Raw genomic sequence first — 16,504 nt, 5'->3', positions numbered from 1 at the left:
TAAAGTATTTTTGTAAAAAAAATATATGCGTTTAATGGACAACCTTACCCTGGTCGAGAATAAAATCCTTCCCCTCGAAAAGCTTAATCCCTTTTTAAGCATTTGGCGTTTTAAGGAACAAAAGATTGTTTTTACCAATGGGTGCTTTGATTTGCTGCATCTTGGCCATATAGACTATCTCGCTAAAGCCGCCGATCTGGGGAATAAGCTTATAGTTGGCCTTAACAGCGATAGCTCAACATCCTCCTTAAAAGGAACTGGCCGGCCAATTACCAATCAGATTTCCCGCGCACATTTGCTGGCCTCATTGTTTTTCGTTGACGCGGTAGTGTTATTTAACGAAGCCACGCCCTTTGAGCTTATAAAAGCGATAAATCCCGATGTATTGGTTAAGGGATCGGACTACACTGTTGATAAGATAGTAGGTTCGGATATAGTTCTTGCGAATGGCGGTCAAGTGAAAACTATAGAATATATTGCAGGATATTCTACATCTGCTATCGAACAGAAAATTCGTAATAGCTGATACCCTTAATCTGACAGTATGCAATTCCAATTCAGTGAAGAAAATTTGATGATCCGGCAGGCTGCACGAGATTTTGCGCGTAATGAGCTGAAGCCAGGAGTGGTAGAGCGGGATGAATTACAAAAGTTTCCTGCCGAACAAATCAAAAAGTTAGCTGATTTGGGATTTTTAGGAATGATGGTTTCTCCTGAATACAATGGTTCAGGGCTTGATACTGTTTCTTATGTTTTGGCTATGGAAGAGATATCTAAAATAGATGCCTCAACTGCTGTTATAATGTCTGTAAATAATTCTTTAGTCTGTTACGGCCTGGAAAAATATGGAACTGAAGAACAAAAGGAAAAGTATTTAAAGCCACTTGCCGCAGGTGAAATCTTAGGGGCTTTTTGTTTGTCAGAACCAGAAGCTGGATCCGATGCTAACGCTCAGCATACCTTTGCCAAAGATGCCGGTGATCATTATCTATTGGATGGAACTAAAAATTGGATAACAAATGGAGGGTCTGCGTCGGTTTATATTGTAATAGCACAAAGCGATGCAAAATTGGGTTCACATGGCATGAATGTTTTCATTGTTGAAAAGGCAACAGCAGGGGTAACGGTTGGCCGCAAAGAAAATAAAATGGGTATCCGCGGTTCTGATACACATTCTATTATGTTTTCTGATGTAAAGGTCCCCAAAGATAACCTGATAGGTAATCAGGGATTTGGATTCGAATTTGCCATGAAAATTTTGCAGGGAGGCAGGATTGGCATTGCTGCACAGGCTCTGGGTATTGCTTCCGGAGCATATGAGTTAGCATTAGCCTATTCAAAAGAAAGGAAAACATTTGGGAAGCCTATCTCCGATCATCAGGCTATTGGTTTCAAATTAGCTGAAATGGCTACTGATATTGAAGCCGCACGTTTATTGTGTTTAAAAGCTGCCTGGCTGAAAGACAGCCATCAGCCTTTTGCAGAAGCGTCTTCTAAAGCAAAATTATTTGCTTCGCAAATTGCCATGAAAACTACGATAGAAGCGGTACAAATTCATGGGGGCTATGGCTACGTTAAAGAATATCACGTTGAGCGGCTGATGCGTGACGCTAAAATTACCCAGATCTATGAAGGGACTTCTGAGATCCAGAAATTGATAATTTCAAGGGAAATTTTAAAGTAATGGCGGTTTAATATTTCTGAGTGTTAATACTCATAGGGACTTTTTCAAGCTTTCATAAGAGCTCTGACGTTGTACAAAATGTATACCGGGCTCATATTGTCCCGGTATAGGTAAGCAATATTCGATTTAATTCGGGAACTAAGGCGACCATCGCAAGAATTAATCCCTGTTAAACATTCCAAAAACCATTTTAATTAACGCTAGTACAATAGCAAAGAGTAAAGCCGCTAAGAATCCGCTGGTGTTAAATCCATCCATCAGGCTATCTACTAGCAAAACCATTAGTACTGTAATAATAAATGACATGATTCCCAGCGTTAAAATATTGATGGGAAATGTAAGGAGGCGTAAAATAGTTCCTATAGTTGCATTTGCCAGAGCGATTAACACTCCGGCAATAATTGCACTCAAAAACCCACTGACCTGCACTCCGGGAATAAGAAAGGCTGCCAACGCTACGGCAGCACCCATTAATAAAATTTCAATTATCAATTTCATAATTCTTGTTGTTTCAGGTTAAACATCATTTTAAACTTTAAGTTTATTTGATATTGCGAAACTTAGAATTTTATAATTTAAAGGCTATTGTATTGAGAAATAAATCTTTTTGCTTTCAAAATTCTCTTTGTACAAATAAAAAAAATTATATTTGCACCATCTGAAAAGAGGGGACGTGTGTCCCCTCTTTTATTTTAGATACTTTTTGTAGGATTAAAAATGAATATTGAGCAAAGGGTAATTGATTTAGTTGAGGAAAAAATTTCTGAAAGACCAGATTTGTTTTTGGTAGATGTTAAGATGTATCCAAATGGCACTCTTATTATTCTGGTTGATGGAGATAATGGTATTGGCGTTGGAGATTGTGCTGCAATAAGTCGCCATGTTGGCTTCTATCTTGAGGAAGAGAATGTAATTGAACAGGCATATAATTTAGAAGTATCTTCTCCGGGGCTCGACACTCCATTAACGATGAAGCGCCAGTACGAAAAAAACATTGGTCGGAACCTTGGGATTAAACAGGCTGAGTCCAAGTCGCGTGAGGGTAAGCTCCTGAGCGTTGCAGACGAGGGTATTGCAATAGAAGAGAAAGTGAAAGAAAAAGGAAAGAAAGCGGAAATTGTTGAAAGCTTTATACCTTTTAGTGATATAATAGAAACAAAGGTTTTAATTTCATTTAAGTAGAAAAATGAGCAATATTAATTTGATTGATTCCTTTCAGGAATTCAAAGATTTTAAAAACATTGACAGGCCAACGGTCATTAGTGTACTTGAAGAAGTTTTTCGTAGTATGATCCGTAAAAAATACGGAACAGATGAAAATTGCGACGTTATTGTAAACCCTGATAATGGGGATTTGGAGATTTGGCGCACAAGAACGGTAATGGAGGATGGTTTTTCGGAGGATGATGATCTGGAGATAGAGCTTGCCGATGTACATAAAATTGACCCTGATTTAGAAGTTGGCGATGATTTTATTGAACAGATAACTCTTGAAAGTTTTGGTCGCCGTGCAATTCTAGCTGCCCGTCAAACTCTTGTTTCAAAAATTCTTGAGCTTGAAAAAGACGAAATATTTAAAAAATATAAAGACAGAGTAGGCGAGATTATTACCGGGGAAGTTTACCAGGTATGGAAAAAAGAGACTCTGGTGCTTGACGATGAAGGCAATGAGTTAATTATGCCTAAAACTGAACAAATACCTGCAGATTACTTCAAAAAGGGTGATTCTCTGAGAGCGGTGATTTCTAAAGTTGAGATGATAAATAATAATCCAAAGATCATTATTTCACGTACTGCTCCGGAATTTTTGCAACGCTTATTTGAGATGGAGGTTCCTGAGATTTTTGATGGTTTGATTATTATCAAGAAGATTGTTCGTGAGCCGGGAGAACGTGCCAAAGTGGCTGTTGAGTCCTATGATGATAGAATAGATCCGGTTGGAGCATGTGTAGGTATGAAAGGTTCGAGGATTCATGGTATCGTACGTGAGCTTAAGAATGAGAACATCGATGTGATAAACTACACGAATAATAACTCACTATATATACAACGTGCGCTTAGTCCTGCAAAAATTACCACCATCAAACTGGATGATGAAGATAAAAGGGCTGCGGTTTATTTAAAACCTGATCAGGTGTCGTTGGCTATTGGCCGCGGCGGACATAATATTAAACTTGCCGGTAAACTAACAGGGTATGAGATTGATGTTTACAGAGAATCTGACGTTGATGATGAAGATGTAGATTTAGAAGAATTCTCTGACGAAATTGACGGCTGGATTATCGATGAGTTTAAGAGGATCGGATTAGACACTGCTAAATCAGTTATTGAATTGTCGGTTGATGAGTTGGTAAGACGTACAGATTTGGAAGAGAGTACAGTAAAAGAAGTAGTTGGAATACTGAAATCGGAATTTGAATAATAAGTTGGTCAGGTTTAACTGTTCAATAACAATATAAAAACGTACTTTTGTACAAATTTTTAAGAGGTAATTTTTTTTGATGTCAGAAAGTAAAAGCATAAACTTACTTAAAGCTGCTAAAGAGCTGAATATTGGCTTAGCAACCGCGGTAGAGTCGTTAACAAAAAAAGGCTACAAGGTTGAAGCTAAGCCTAATACAAAGCTCACCGAGGAAATGTACGAAGTCCTCCTGAAAGAGTATCAGGGTGATAAAATCGTGCGTGAAGAAGCAAGACAGATTGTTATAGGCAAAATACGTCGTGATGATGCGCCTCTTTCTACACCGGAAAGACCAGAACCACGTCGTGGGAACGACTTTGAACAAGAAGAAATCTTAATTAAAAATACGGGATCTTTTATTCCTCCCCCTGCAGATAAGCCAAAAGCTGAGCCTGCTCCAGCTAAGGAAACTCCTGAAGAAGGAACTTTACCTGGCGTTAAGGTTGTAGGTAAAATAGATCTGGACGCACTTAACAGTAAAGGGCGTGCAGAAATTAAACCTGCTGAAGAGGTCAAAGTTGAGAAACCTGCTCCTGTCGAGTTTGTTACTCCGCAGCCAGATCCTGAACCAGAGCACCAGCCGGAAATGAAACTGGAGCCTGAACCTGTTCCTGTTAAGGAAGAAGTTAAACCTGAAATTAAACCGGAACCTGTAATTGAATTGCCGGAACCTGAAGCTGCTAAGCCTGAAGAAGTCAAGCCAGCTGAGGTTAAACCTGAAGAGGCTAAGCCTGTTGAAGCTGAAAAAGTAATTTCAACTCCGGAGCCTGTAGAAGTTGTTCCGGAAGAACCTGTTTCAAAAGCAGCTGAGGCTTCAGAGCCAGCCGAAGAGCCTGATGAGGTTATTCGAGCTAAAGCTCAGCGATTAACAGGACCAAATGTAATCGGAAAAATAGATTTATCAAACCAGCAGTCAAGTCGTCGTAAAGATCAGCCTGTGGCTTCTTCTTCGAATGTAGCTGGTAACGACCATAAACGTAAACGTAAACGTAAAGAAGGTGGTCCGCAAGGTCAACCGGGTCAAACTCCTTCAGTTCAGGGGCAAGGACAGGGACAAACAGCTCGTCCTGCAAATCCTGGTCAGCCAGGAACTCGTCCACCCGCAGCCGGTGGAACCGGAGCAACCGGAGAAACTAAATCACAGCATCCCGGACGACCGGATTTCAGAGGCCGTAAAGCTCAGATGGGCGAACGTTCAGCTGGCGGAGGGTCTAAAGAAGAACCAACAGAAAAAGAAATACAAGATCAGATTAAAGCCACTCTTGCACGTTTAAGCGGAGCGGGTAAGTCTGGAAAATTCGCTCAGAGAGCAAAATTCCGTCGTCAGAAGCGAGATGATGTTGCTCAGTCAGCAGAAGATGCTGCAATGGAAAGCGAACTACAATCTAAAGTACTTAAAACAACGGAATTTGTAACTGCAAATGAGTTGGCAAGTATGATAGATGTTCCGGTTACTCAAATCATTTCAACATGTATGAGTTTGGGGATGTTCGTATCTATTAATCAAAGACTGGATGCCGAAACTCTTACTATCGTTGCCGATGAGTTTGGATATGTAATTGAGTTTGTTAAACCGGAAGACGAAGAAGCCAGTCTTGAACAGGAAGATCGCGAAGAAGATTTAATTCCAAGGGCTCCAATTGTAACCGTAATGGGGCACGTGGATCATGGTAAAACATCTTTGCTGGATTTTGTTCGTAAAACAAACGTACTTGGCGGTGAAGCTGGGGGTATTACCCAGCATATAGGCGCTTACGAAGTTACTCTTGAAGATGGGCGCAAAATAACCTTCCTGGATACACCGGGTCACGAGGCCTTTACTGCAATGCGTGCCCGTGGTGCGAAAATTACAGATATCGCCATTATTGTGATTGCTGCTGATGATAGCGTGATGCCGCAAACGCGTGAAGCAATTAATCATGCACAAGCTGCAGGTGTTCAAATAGTATTTGCATTTAGTAAGATAGATAAGCCAGGCGCGAATACCGATAAAATTCGTGAGCAGTTATCAGCGATGAATATCTTAGTTGAAGATTGGGGTGGAAAGTATCAATCGCAGGAAATTTCCGGTAAAACAGGCGTTGGTGTAGATCTGCTGCTTGAAAAAGTTTTATTGGAGGCAGAGTTATTGGAACTTAGAGCTAATCCTAACAAACGTGCAACAGGTACAGTAATCGAAGCAGCATTAGATAAAGGACGTGGTATTGTTACTACGGTTCTAATACAAGCAGGAACACTGAAAGTTGGTGATCCGATATTAGCCGGAAGCTTTAGCGGGAGAGTTAAGGCATTGACTAATGAACGTGGTCAGAAAGTTGATAAGGCTGGTCCTTCCACTCCTGTACAGGTTCTTGGTATGCAAGGTGCTCCAACGGCTGGTGATAAATTTAATGCTTTAGCTAGTGAAGTTGAAGCCCGTGAAATTGCAAATAAGCGACTTCAGTTACAACGCGAACAAGGCCTACGTACTCAAAAACATATTACTCTTGATGAAATTGGTCGCCGTTTAGCGATTGGTAACTTTAAGGAGCTTAATATCATTGTTAAGGGTGACGTGGATGGATCTATCGAAGCGTTATCTGATTCGTTATTGAAATTATCTACTGAACAGATTCAGGTTAATATTATTCATAAATCGGTCGGTCAGATTTCAGAATCTGATGTATTGTTAGCTTCTGCTTCAGATGCGATCATTATAGGTTTCCAGGTACGGCCTTCGAGCGGTGCACGTAAACTTGCTGAACAAGAAGAAATTGATATCCGTTTATATTCTATTATTTACGATGCTATCAACGAGGTTAAGGCTGCAATGGAAGGTATGCTTGCTCCTGAGTTTGAAGAACAAATTACGGCAAATGTTGAAATTCGTGAGACATTTAAGATCTCTAAAGTAGGAACAATCGCCGGATGTATGGTTCTTGATGGTAAAATTAACAGGAATAGTAATATCCGTATTATACGTGATGGTGTTGTTGTTTACACCGGTCAGCTGGCATCTCTAAAAAGATTTAAGGATGATGTTAAGGAGGTTCTGAAAGGCTACGAATGCGGTCTGAATATTCAGAACTTTAATGATATTAAGGAAGGCGATATAGTAGAAGCTTACGAACAAGTTGAGGTTAAACGGAAGCTATAGTATAGATCCTGATTGACAAAAAAGTGGCGTTGTGAATTTCACAACGCCATTTTTTTTAGAGCTTAAAAATTAATTCGAATCATCCAATAAAAAAACGATCAGTTCTTTGGGGCCATGTGCGCCAAGTACAAGCGTTTTTTCAATATCAGCCGTGCGGCTTGGACCTGTGATGTTTGATACCAGTGAAGGGAGTTTATCCTCATACTTGGTTTTCAAAAGCTTAAAGGCATCTTTTAGATCAAGCACCAGTTGAGATGTGTAAGCGATTACTACATGATGGTGCGGGTAGATGCTTAATCTTCTGCCTGCTGCATTTCCATTAGATATCAAAACACTGCCATTGCGGGCTATAAGCGATTCACATAAGGTGATACCTACTTCTGCCTGAAGAAAGTCTGTATCGGTGCTGTAAAATGGAAATTCGTACTGACTTAACATTTCCTGGAGTGATGGCTCCCAGCAATATATTTTTCGCCAGCTTTTTTCATCTGCCAAAAGAAGCAGATTTTCAATAAACTGGAATTCATCTTCACAAAAGATAAATTTGCCTGCAACTAAGGTAAGTTGTTCTGCGAACAGAACTTCTAATAAATCAGTATGGTCTTCGTATAAAGGTGCTTCTTCAAGATTTGGATACGGATTATCACGTTTTTCTAATAACGCTTTCCGTATTTTTTTCAGCATCTTTTCTTTGGCAGTCGTTTCTTTCATCCCGGGTTACAAAAATGAGGTATCGCAAGTTTAATTCAAAGAAAAAGCCCCAGAATTTCTGGGGCTTTTCTAAATTAGTGTTTTACTTATAATGTCGTATCAGAGCTTTTTAATGGTTCTGTAGTATCGCCAACAGGTTCCGGATGCAGGTTTTCTGCAACAGGCGCCTGATTTCCGGAATCGTCACCATTTACGAATTCATCATATGTTGTACGGTTTTCAAAAGGGCGTTTACCTAGAATTTCTTCAAGGTCGCTTTGGAACAGAATTTCTTTTTCAAGAAGCTTTTGAGCCAATTTTTCCAATCCCTCACGTTTGTCGTTTAACAGATCCTTTGTACGATCGTAAACTGAGGTGATTAATTTTCTAACTTCATCATCAATTAATTCAGATGTTTTTTCAGAATATGGCTTGTTAAACTGATCCTGCTGGTCGTTAAAGGAGATATTTCCAACTTTATCGTTCATCCCGTAAAGGGTAATCATTGCATATGACAGTTTTGTAATCCGTTCTAGGTCGTTTTGCGCCCCGGTTGATATTTTATTAAATACAATATCCTCAGCTACACGACCTCCCATTGTCATACACATCCCGTCAATAAGTTGTTCAGTAGTGTATAAGAATTGCTCTTTGGGAAGATATTGTGCGTAACCTAAAGCTGCAACTCCGCGTGGTACAATAGATACTTTTACCAAGGGATCGGCATGCTCAAGAAACCATCCAGCAATAGCGTGTCCCGCTTCATGATAGGCAACAATTCGTTTTTCTTCTGGTGAAATGATCTTGTTCCTTTTCTCTAATCCACCGATTACACGGTCAATAGCATCCTGGAAATCGTGCATATCTACAGCTAGCTTATCTTTACGGGCAGCAATTAATGCTGCTTCGTTACAAACATTCGCTATTTCCGCACCGGCAAATCCAGGAGTTTGAGCAGAAAGCTTCTTTGGATCTACTTCTTCAGCTAATTTAATTGGCGCTAAATGGACTTTGAAGATTTGTTCACGGCCAACTAAATCCGGTTTATCAATAGAGATTTGCCGGTCAAAGCGTCCTGGGCGCAAAAGTGCAGAGTCAAGAACATCGGGCCTGTTTGTAGCAGCCATAATAATAATACCAGAATCGGTACCAAAACCATCCATCTCAACTAACAATTGATTCAGCGTGTTTTCACGCTCATCATTTCCACCTACTATATTGTTTTTTCCACGAGCCCGTCCGATGGCATCGATCTCATCAATAAAAATAATACACGGCGCTTTATCTTTTGCCTGACGGAATAAATCACGTACACGTGATGCACCCACCCCTACAAACATTTCAACAAAGTCAGAACCTGACAAAGAAAAGAATGGCACCTGCGCTTCGCCTGCCACAGCCTTGGCAAGTAAGGTTTTTCCTGTTCCCGGAGCCCCAACCAGTAAGGCCCCTTTGGGGATTTTACCTCCAAGATTTGTATATTTCTGAGGGTTTTTAAGAAAATCTACGATCTCCATAACCTCTAATTTCGCTTCTTCCAGACCAGCAACATCGTTAAATGTTACGTTTACCTGAGACTCTTTATCAAATAATGTGGCTTTAGACTTTCCTATGTTGAATATCTGACCGCCTGCACCACCGCCTGCACCACCGCCCATACGTCGCATGATAAATACCCAGAATCCTATTAAAAGCAATACAGGTAATATAATCGACATGAACCAGCTTGCCCAGAAATTATCCCTGGACTCAGGTATGATGGGTGTTCTTTGATCAGCAGGAAGGTTCTTTTCCGCTTCCTGAATCTTTTTGTCAAGGCTTTCAAGAGAGCCGATGTTAAATTTATATTGAGGAGCGTTAGTTGTTGACGTAAAATTGCCGCTCTCACCACGAACGTCTTTATATTTAGGCAACTTTAATCGGTCGGGTTTAATATAAACTTCAACAACAAATAAATCGTTATTTTTATAAGTTACAAGTTTTTGGACATCGCGTGGAATAAGCATATCAGTCTCAAACTGCTGATAATTGATTTGCTTTGTAGTTGTATTATTCCAGAAATATTGTACCGCAAACAGTGCAAAAATTATAGCGGCGTAAAGCCACATTATATTAAATTTTGGAGGAGCAGGTACTATTTTTTTTCCCGTACGTTTACGCTGTGGTTTTTTATTATCGGTTTTATTTTCTTTCATTTCAATTATAAATGGTGGCCATTAGGCACTTTGATAATATTTCATTTCTGCATCTCCCCATAAATCCTCTATTCCGTAGAACTCTCTTTTATCTGTTTTAAAGATATGTACCACCACATCTATATAATCCAATAAAACCCATTCCCCGTGTTCAAGTCCTTCAATTCTGTAAGGGTGTTGTTTGGATGCTTTAAACACTTCTTCCTCCACACTCGATGCGATAGCTCGCACCTGAGTAGAAGACTCAGCATGGCAGACAATAAAATAATCTGCAACTGAACTGTTTATATTTCTTAAGTCTAATCTTACAATTTCATTTCCCTTCTTTTCCTGTATGCCAAGTATGGCTAACTCTGAAGTGAAAGTGGATTCATTAATTGCTTTGTTTTTTAACATTAAAAAAAATTAGTTTTGAATAAAATTAACATTACTCCGATTAGTTTGCAAAATAACACTTTTTCAAGACTATTTGTTGGTCAAAATGTAGTAACATTAAAGCGTGTTGATTCTACAAATAATTATCTTAAAAAGGAATTGACAAATTCCACGCCATTGCCCGAGGGCACTGTTATATTGGCAGAAGAACAATTCGCGGGAAGGGGGCAGGTTAACAATAGCTGGAATAGTGAGCCCGGTAAAAATTTAACCTTTAGCCTGTTGTTATCTCCTGCATTTCTAAACCCTGACAAACAGTTTTTGCTAAACCAATCAATAAGTATAGCTATAAACGATGCGCTGTTTGAAATTATTGGAGACGATGTAAAAATAAAATGGCCTAATGACATTTATTTTAAGGATGATAAACTTGGGGGCGTTTTAATTGAGAATATTTTACGGGGTAGTATCTGGAAATATGCCGTTATTGGTATCGGCTTAAATATAAATCAAATTAATTTTCCCGATAATATTAAGAATGTTACTTCTTTAAAGAAAATCTTACATCAGGATTATGATATAAATGCTTTACTAAATGACCTTTGCAAATCAATTGAAGAGCGTTATTTGCAATTAAGAGCTGGTAAGTTTAGTATGATAGAGGAGTTGTATTTAAAAAACCTTTATAAACTAAACGAAAGTTACAGGTTTAGAGTTGGGGGGATAGAAATGGATGGGATTATCACCGGTATTGGAAAAAATGGTTTTCTTGCGGTATTAGTTGAGGGAAAATTACGTAGTTATAATTTCAAGGAAATAGCATTCGTTCATAAATAAAACAATGAGGAATTTAATAATATGTTTCTGGTTTTTAATTTCAGGCTTATCAGTATTTGCCCAAATTGAGAACCCTGTTAAATGGTCGTTTTCGGCAAAAAACTTAAATGAAGATAAAGTAGAAATAAGTATTAGAGCTGATATTCAGCCAGGTTGGCATGTTTATTCACAATTTATTGAAGAAGGTGGTCCCATTCCTACTTCATTTACATTCAATCCGTCTGGAGATTATTCACTTATTGGTAAGGTTACCGAATCTCCTAAGGCAATAAGTAGTTTTGATAACAATTTTAAAATGAATATCGCCTGGCACGAAAAGCAGGTTATATTTAAGCAAGTAATTAAGGTTAATAAGGCGACATCTGTAACTGGTTCTCTGGAGTTTATGGTGTGTAACGACCAGAAATGTCTTCCTCCCGAAGAGGTGGAATTTAATATTCCGGTTTCTTTTAAAACTGTTCCTGTCGTCGCTGTTCCTTCCTCCTTAACAGTAACTACAGATCAACAAATCGCTAATCAGGTTCGTACCGATACAGTAAATAATGAAATTACACGGCCTGATTCTGTAAGTTCTGCTGTCGCAGTTTTAAAAAACCCGAACCAACCGAAAGGTAGCGATAATACACTTATAGGAATTTTTGTAGCAGGCTTTATAGGCGGTTTGCTGGCATTTTTTATGCCGTGTATTTATCCCATGATCCCACTTACTGTTTCCTTTTTTACAAAAAGAGCAGGTTCTAAAGCCAAAGGGGTACAGAGCGCATTAATATATGGCATTTCCATAATCATTATCTATGTTGCGCTGGGATTGCTGATAACCGCAATATTCGGTGCCTCTGCCTTGAATGAGGCTGCAAGCAGCGCTGCTTTTAATCTTTTATTTTTCGCAGTACTCATACTATTCGCAGTGTCGTTTTTAGGAGCCTTCGAAATCACATTGCCATCATCACTGGTGAACAAAATGGATGAAAAATCCAATCAGGGTGGACTGATAGGCTTGTTTTTTATGGCCTTTACCTTAGCATTGGTTTCTTTTTCGTGCACGGGGCCCATTATAGGTACATTATTGGTCGAAACTGTGTCAAAGGGCGCAAACCTGGGCCCAGCAATTGGCATGTTAGGTTTTTCGGCAGCTTTGGCTGTGCCTTTTACACTTTTCGCGATTTTCCCATCCTGGTTAAAAGAATTACCCAAATCTGGTGGTTGGATGAATGCCGTCAAAGTCTCTTTGGGGTTTTTAGAATTAGCACTGGCATTTAAATTCTTGTCAAACGTGGATTTAGCCTATCATTGGAATATTTTGGACAGGGATATATTTATTGTAATCTGGATAATGATTTTTGGTTGTTGGGGTCTTTATTTATTGGGTAAATTTAAATTGGCACATGATGTAGAAGTAGGATATATTTCACTGACACGATTGTTTTTTGCCATGCTTGTACTTGGATTTACTCTTTATATGGTTCCGGGGCTTTTCGGAGCACCTTTAAAAGGGATTAGTGCCTGGCTTCCCCCACAAACCACTCAGGATTTTGATCTTTACACAAATTCTTATAGTACTGCAGAAAGTGAAGTGACGCCCAAAAAATATACCGACCTTTTCCATGCACCCCATGGTTTGGATGCTTTTTACGATTATGAAGAGGGCCTGGCATATTCACGAAAAGTGAATAAACCTGTACTGCTTGATTTTACCGGATGGAGCTGCACAAATTGCCGTAAAATGGAAGCCTCTGTTTGGGCGGAGCATGAAGTATTAAATCGTTTAAAAAATGACTACGTAATCATCTCTTTATATGTTGATGATAAAACCGAATTAGCTGAAAATGAAAAATATGTTTCGGAAAGCGGTAAAAAAATTAAAACTTTGGGCAACAAATGGAGTGATTTGCAGGCAAAGAATTTCAAAACAAATTCACAACCGTATTATGTTATCGTAAATTCGGAAGGCAGAACACTTGTGCCGCCACTTGCTTTTAACCTGGATGTGAAAAATTATATAAATTTCTTAGATAGCGGAAAAAACGCTTTTTCTAGACAATAATATGAGCGAAATAAAAAATATTGGTGTTTTAACTTCCGGAGGCGATGCGCCGGGTATGAATGCGGCCATAAGGGCAGTTGTACGAGCTGGTTTGTATTATAACCTCGAGGTTACAGGAATTATGCGTGGTTTTGAGGGGATGGTAAATGGGGAATTTGTTTCGATGGACAGAAAATCTGTTGGTAACATTATCCAGCGGGGAGGAACTATTCTAAAAACTTTCAGAAGTGAATCTTTCCGTACAAAAGATGGCAGGATGCAAGCTTATGAACAATTAAGGAAAAATAGTATTGACGCAGTCGTTGTAATTGGTGGAGAAGGTAGCTTTACTGGTGCTCAGGTATTTATTCAGGAGTTTAATTATCCTATTGTTGGCATCCCGGGAACTATTGATAATGATTTAATAGGAACTGATTTTACAATTGGTTACGATACAGCAATTAACAATGTTATCGACGCTGTAGATAAAATCAGGGACACCGCTGAATCTCATGACCGGTTATTTATTGTAGAAGTGATGGGTCGCGACTCAGGATTAATTGCTTTGCGGAGTGGAATCGGAGCAGGAGCGGAAGCTATTTTAATTCCTGAATCTAAAACTGATATTGAATGCCTTTTTAAACGATTAGAGGAAGGCAGGAAAGACAAGTCTTCCAAAATTATCATTGTTGCGGAAGGAGATAATGCAGGAGGGTTCGAAATAGCTTCCATGATAAAAGAGCGTTTCCCGAACTATGATACCCGATTATCTATTTTAGGACATATTCAGCGTGGTGGCAGGCCTACATGTATGGATAGAGTGTTAGCAAGCCGGGTCGGTGTGGCAGCAGTCGAAGCTCTTATAAGTGGTCGTAAAGGTGAAATGATTGGAATAGTTAACGGGAATATCCATTATACTCCTTTTCATAATGCAATCAAGCATATTTCGGAAGTTAATCCTTCCCTTTTGAAGATTCTTGATATTTTGGCTATTTAAGTTATCTTTCTAGATCAATGCATTATATAAAGCAACATTTTATTGAAGCTCAATCCGTTTTAAATACTTTTTTAAGTATTGAGGATAATTTTATTAAAATCAATAAAGCCGGCGAAATTTTAACTTCCGCTTTAAACTCTGGCAAGAAAGTCCTTTCCTGCGGTAACGGGGGCTCAATGTGTGATGCTATGCATTTTGCAGAAGAATTATCAGGTCGGTACAGGGCTGACAGAAGGGCACTGGCTGCATTATCCATTTCTGACCCTTCACATATTTCCTGTGTTTCGAATGATTATGGGTATTCGTTCATATTTTCCAGAATGGTCGAGGCAATTGGTCAGAAAGGGGATGTGTTGTTCGCGATCAGCACCAGTGGCAATTCAGAAAATGTATTGAATGCAATTAAAGCCGCCAGGTTGAAGGGGATGCTCATTATTGGCCTTACAGGAAAAGATGGTGGCGAAATGGCATCATTATGTGATGTGGAAATCAGGGCTCCAAAATCTGACTTCTCCGACAGGGCCCAGGAGATCCATATTAAAGTTATACATTGTTTGATTGATTATATTGAGCGAAATCTGGCTGTTCCAATCACAGACCTGGTGCGTCTCTAAGGGTTGTTTTTATAAAGGTTTTATTTATCTTTCTGACTATTATATAGTTATGTTGTTGGGTTGTTCATGCAATTCATTGAGAAGCCAGATAAATACGGATTGTGTTTGCCAGAAATAAAATATTTGTGGAGGTTATCCAGTATTAAACAGGCATTTAACTTTTTTTTATTGATATATTTACTATCTTTGCAGCCCCGCAGAATAAACTCCGGGAACTATGTTGAATACATAAACAAAAAGAAATGGCAACTAAAATCAGATTGCAAAGATTCGGAAAAAAAGGAAAGCCTTTTTTCCATGTAGTAGTGGCAGATTCACGTTCTCCGAGAGACGGAAAGTTTATCGAACGTTTAGGTTCTTACAACCCGAATACCAATCCTGCTACAATTGAAATTAATTTTGAAAAAGCATTAGAGTGGGTAAACAGTGGAGCTGAGCCTACCGATACTTGTCGTGCTATTCTTTCTTACAAAGGTGTTCTTTACAAAAAACATCTTGAAGGTGGTGTTAAAAAAGGTGCTTTAACTGCAGAGCAGGCAGAAGCTAAATTTAACGAGTGGTTACAAGGAAAAGGTGCTAAGATTGAAGGCAAAAAAGAAAGCCTGACTTCATCTAAAGAAGAAGCAAGAAAAGCTGCTTTAGCTGCTGAATCTAAAAAGAAACAAGACAGAGCTGCTGCTTTAGCTGCTAAAAATGCTCCTGTTGTTGAAGAGGTAGTTGAAGAAGAAGTTTTTGCTGAAACTGAGGAAACTCCTGAAGCTGCTACTGAGAACGAAACTGCTGCTGAGGCACCAGCTGCTGAAGCACCAGCTGCTGAAGAAGCTCCTGCTAAAGACGCAGAATAGTTTTTCTAATCTTATTAAGCGCCATTATGAATATTCGTAATGGCGTTTTTGTTTTTATAGTGGTAGACTTAGTTTGATTTCTAAAATCTGAGTCTTACACTTTACATCTCTCAAAATGAATATTGAAGATAGTTTTTATATAGGATATATTACGAAAACCAAGGGCCTTAAAGGGGAGGTTCAGGTGTATTTTGAGTTCGATCAGTTTGAAGATCTGGACCTGGATTCTGTGTTTTTGGAGATCAATAACAAACTTGTCCCTTTTTTTACAACTGTCTATAAGTTACAAGCCAATAAAACGGGGTATTTTTATTTCGAAGATGTGGATACAATTGAAAAGGCTCAGAAGCTTGTCAGGAAAAAATTATATCTGCCGAATATCAAAATGCCTGAGCGGGGGGATGATGAATTTTTCTACACGGATTTAAAAGGCTATATCGTTCATGATGAGAAGAATGGAGAATTAGGTGAAATAATTGAAGTGCATGAGTATCCTCAGCAATTTATTGCAGTTGTTTCCTATAAGTTTACTGAAATAATGTTTCCTCTTAATGATGAAATTATAAAGGAAATTGATGAAGAAGGTGGGATTGTAAAAGTTTGTCTGCCAGATGGCTTAATTGAGATTTATACCAATTTATAAGGAA

At 38.9% G+C, this 16,504-nt stretch carries 15 protein-coding genes; 11 read left to right on the top strand and 4 right to left on the bottom strand.

Features of this window, described 5'->3' with window-relative positions; all coding sequences use genetic code 11:
- The first annotated feature begins 34 nt into the window (after positions 1–34).
- Both rfaE2 and WG906_RS11065 read left to right on the top strand, forming a co-directional pair.
- Positions 35–526 carry a D-glycero-beta-D-manno-heptose 1-phosphate adenylyltransferase gene (gene rfaE2 / locus WG906_RS11070; RefSeq protein WP_339992661.1) on the top strand — a complete coding sequence of 164 codons (492 nt, stop codon included), beginning with the start codon at positions 35–37 and terminating at the stop codon, positions 524–526.
- An 18-nt stretch (positions 527–544) separates the two neighbouring features.
- Positions 545–1,684 carry an acyl-CoA dehydrogenase family protein gene (locus WG906_RS11065; RefSeq protein WP_339992660.1) on the top strand — a complete coding sequence of 380 codons (1,140 nt, stop codon included), beginning with the start codon at positions 545–547 and terminating at the stop codon, positions 1,682–1,684.
- 159 nt (positions 1,685–1,843) lie between these two features.
- Here WG906_RS11065 and WG906_RS11060 read toward each other — a convergent pair whose 3' ends face one another.
- Positions 1,844–2,182, bottom strand: a complete 339-nt coding sequence (locus WG906_RS11060; protein WP_339992659.1) for a phage holin family protein — start codon at positions 2,180–2,182, stop codon at positions 1,844–1,846.
- A gap of 219 nt (positions 2,183–2,401) precedes the next feature.
- On the opposite strand from WG906_RS11060, the gene rimP reads away from it, so the two are divergent.
- The 3 genes from rimP to infB all read left to right on the top strand — a co-directional run bounded on the left by rimP (position 2,402) and on the right by infB (position 7,281).
- On the top strand, positions 2,402–2,866 hold the full coding sequence (gene rimP, locus WG906_RS11055; RefSeq protein ID WP_339992658.1) for a ribosome assembly cofactor RimP: 465 nt from the start codon (positions 2,402–2,404) through the stop codon (positions 2,864–2,866).
- A 4-nt stretch (positions 2,867–2,870) separates the two neighbouring features.
- Positions 2,871–4,106, top strand: coding sequence for a transcription termination factor NusA (gene nusA, locus WG906_RS11050; protein ID WP_339992657.1), 1,236 nt, complete (start codon positions 2,871–2,873; stop codon positions 4,104–4,106).
- A gap of 79 nt (positions 4,107–4,185) precedes the next feature.
- Positions 4,186–7,281: a translation initiation factor IF-2 gene (gene infB / locus WG906_RS11045; protein ID WP_339992656.1), complete on the top strand. Its 3,096-nt coding sequence runs from the start codon at positions 4,186–4,188 to the stop codon at positions 7,279–7,281.
- 69 nt (positions 7,282–7,350) lie between these two features.
- Here infB and WG906_RS11040 read toward each other — a convergent pair whose 3' ends face one another.
- From WG906_RS11040 to rsfS, 3 genes are all read right to left on the bottom strand, one after another.
- The gene (locus WG906_RS11040) at positions 7,351–7,992 is read right to left on the bottom strand and encodes a LutC/YkgG family protein (RefSeq protein ID WP_339992655.1); all 642 of its coding nucleotides are present in this window, start codon (positions 7,990–7,992) and stop codon (positions 7,351–7,353) included.
- Positions 7,993–8,078: 86 nt separating this feature from the next.
- Entirely contained in the window at positions 8,079–10,166 is a 2,088-nt protein-coding gene (ftsH, locus tag WG906_RS11035; protein WP_339992654.1) for an ATP-dependent zinc metalloprotease FtsH, read from the bottom strand.
- Positions 10,167–10,187: 21 nt separating this feature from the next.
- On the bottom strand, positions 10,188–10,562 hold the full coding sequence (gene rsfS, locus WG906_RS11030) for a ribosome silencing factor (RefSeq protein ID WP_339992653.1): 375 nt from the start codon (positions 10,560–10,562) through the stop codon (positions 10,188–10,190).
- 15 nt (positions 10,563–10,577) lie between these two features.
- On the opposite strand from rsfS, the gene WG906_RS11025 reads away from it, so the two are divergent.
- The 6 genes from WG906_RS11025 (at position 10,578) to rimM (ending at position 16,500) form a co-directional block, all read left to right on the top strand.
- Positions 10,578–11,378, top strand: coding sequence for a biotin--[acetyl-CoA-carboxylase] ligase (locus WG906_RS11025; protein ID WP_339992652.1), 801 nt, complete (start codon positions 10,578–10,580; stop codon positions 11,376–11,378).
- Positions 11,379–11,382: 4 nt separating this feature from the next.
- Positions 11,383–13,422 (top strand): protein-disulfide reductase DsbD family protein, encoded by a 2,040-nt coding sequence (locus WG906_RS11020; RefSeq protein WP_339992651.1) that lies wholly within the window; start codon positions 11,383–11,385, stop codon positions 13,420–13,422.
- 1 nt (position 13,423) lies between these two features.
- A complete protein-coding gene (gene pfkA / locus WG906_RS11015) occupies positions 13,424–14,398 on the top strand; it encodes a 6-phosphofructokinase (RefSeq protein ID WP_339992650.1) in 975 nt (324 codons plus the stop codon).
- A gap of 17 nt (positions 14,399–14,415) precedes the next feature.
- The gene (lpcA, locus tag WG906_RS11010; RefSeq protein ID WP_339992649.1) at positions 14,416–15,012 is read left to right on the top strand and encodes a D-sedoheptulose 7-phosphate isomerase; all 597 of its coding nucleotides are present in this window, start codon (positions 14,416–14,418) and stop codon (positions 15,010–15,012) included.
- 242 nt (positions 15,013–15,254) lie between these two features.
- Entirely contained in the window at positions 15,255–15,857 is a 603-nt protein-coding gene (locus tag WG906_RS11005; RefSeq protein ID WP_339992648.1) for a 30S ribosomal protein S16, read from the top strand.
- Between the two features lie 115 nt (positions 15,858–15,972).
- Complete coding sequence (gene rimM / locus WG906_RS11000) at positions 15,973–16,500, top strand: ribosome maturation factor RimM (RefSeq protein WP_339992647.1); 528 nt, start codon at positions 15,973–15,975, stop codon at positions 16,498–16,500.
- The last annotated feature ends 4 nt before the right edge of the window (positions 16,501–16,504 follow it).

The sequence above is a fragment of the Pedobacter superstes genome (genome assembly GCF_037622515.1).
Taxonomy (GTDB): domain Bacteria; phylum Bacteroidota; class Bacteroidia; order Sphingobacteriales; family Sphingobacteriaceae; genus Paradesertivirga; species Paradesertivirga superstes.
This window is presented reverse-complemented; position numbering and strand designations above follow the sequence as displayed.

Coding starts and splice junctions, on each gene's coding strand:
- infB (WP_339992656.1), top strand. CDS start 4,186: ATGTCAGAAAGTAAAAGCATAAACTTACTTAAAGCTGCTAAAGAGCTG.
- nusA (WP_339992657.1), top strand. CDS start 2,871: ATGAGCAATATTAATTTGATTGATTCCTTTCAGGAATTCAAAGATTTT.
- WG906_RS11005 (WP_339992648.1), top strand. CDS start 15,255: ATGGCAACTAAAATCAGATTGCAAAGATTCGGAAAAAAAGGAAAGCCT.
- pfkA (WP_339992650.1), top strand. CDS start 13,424: ATGAGCGAAATAAAAAATATTGGTGTTTTAACTTCCGGAGGCGATGCG.
- WG906_RS11065 (WP_339992660.1), top strand. CDS start 545: ATGCAATTCCAATTCAGTGAAGAAAATTTGATGATCCGGCAGGCTGCA.
- lpcA (WP_339992649.1), top strand. CDS start 14,416: ATGCATTATATAAAGCAACATTTTATTGAAGCTCAATCCGTTTTAAAT.
- ftsH (WP_339992654.1), bottom strand. CDS start 10,166: ATGAAAGAAAATAAAACCGATAATAAAAAACCACAGCGTAAACGTACG.
- rfaE2 (WP_339992661.1), top strand. CDS start 35: ATGGACAACCTTACCCTGGTCGAGAATAAAATCCTTCCCCTCGAAAAG.
- WG906_RS11060 (WP_339992659.1), bottom strand. CDS start 2,182: ATGAAATTGATAATTGAAATTTTATTAATGGGTGCTGCCGTAGCGTTG.
- WG906_RS11020 (WP_339992651.1), top strand. CDS start 11,383: ATGAGGAATTTAATAATATGTTTCTGGTTTTTAATTTCAGGCTTATCA.
- WG906_RS11040 (WP_339992655.1), bottom strand. CDS start 7,992: ATGAAAGAAACGACTGCCAAAGAAAAGATGCTGAAAAAAATACGGAAA.
- rsfS (WP_339992653.1), bottom strand. CDS start 10,562: ATGTTAAAAAACAAAGCAATTAATGAATCCACTTTCACTTCAGAGTTA.
- rimP (WP_339992658.1), top strand. CDS start 2,402: ATGAATATTGAGCAAAGGGTAATTGATTTAGTTGAGGAAAAAATTTCT.
- rimM (WP_339992647.1), top strand. CDS start 15,973: ATGAATATTGAAGATAGTTTTTATATAGGATATATTACGAAAACCAAG.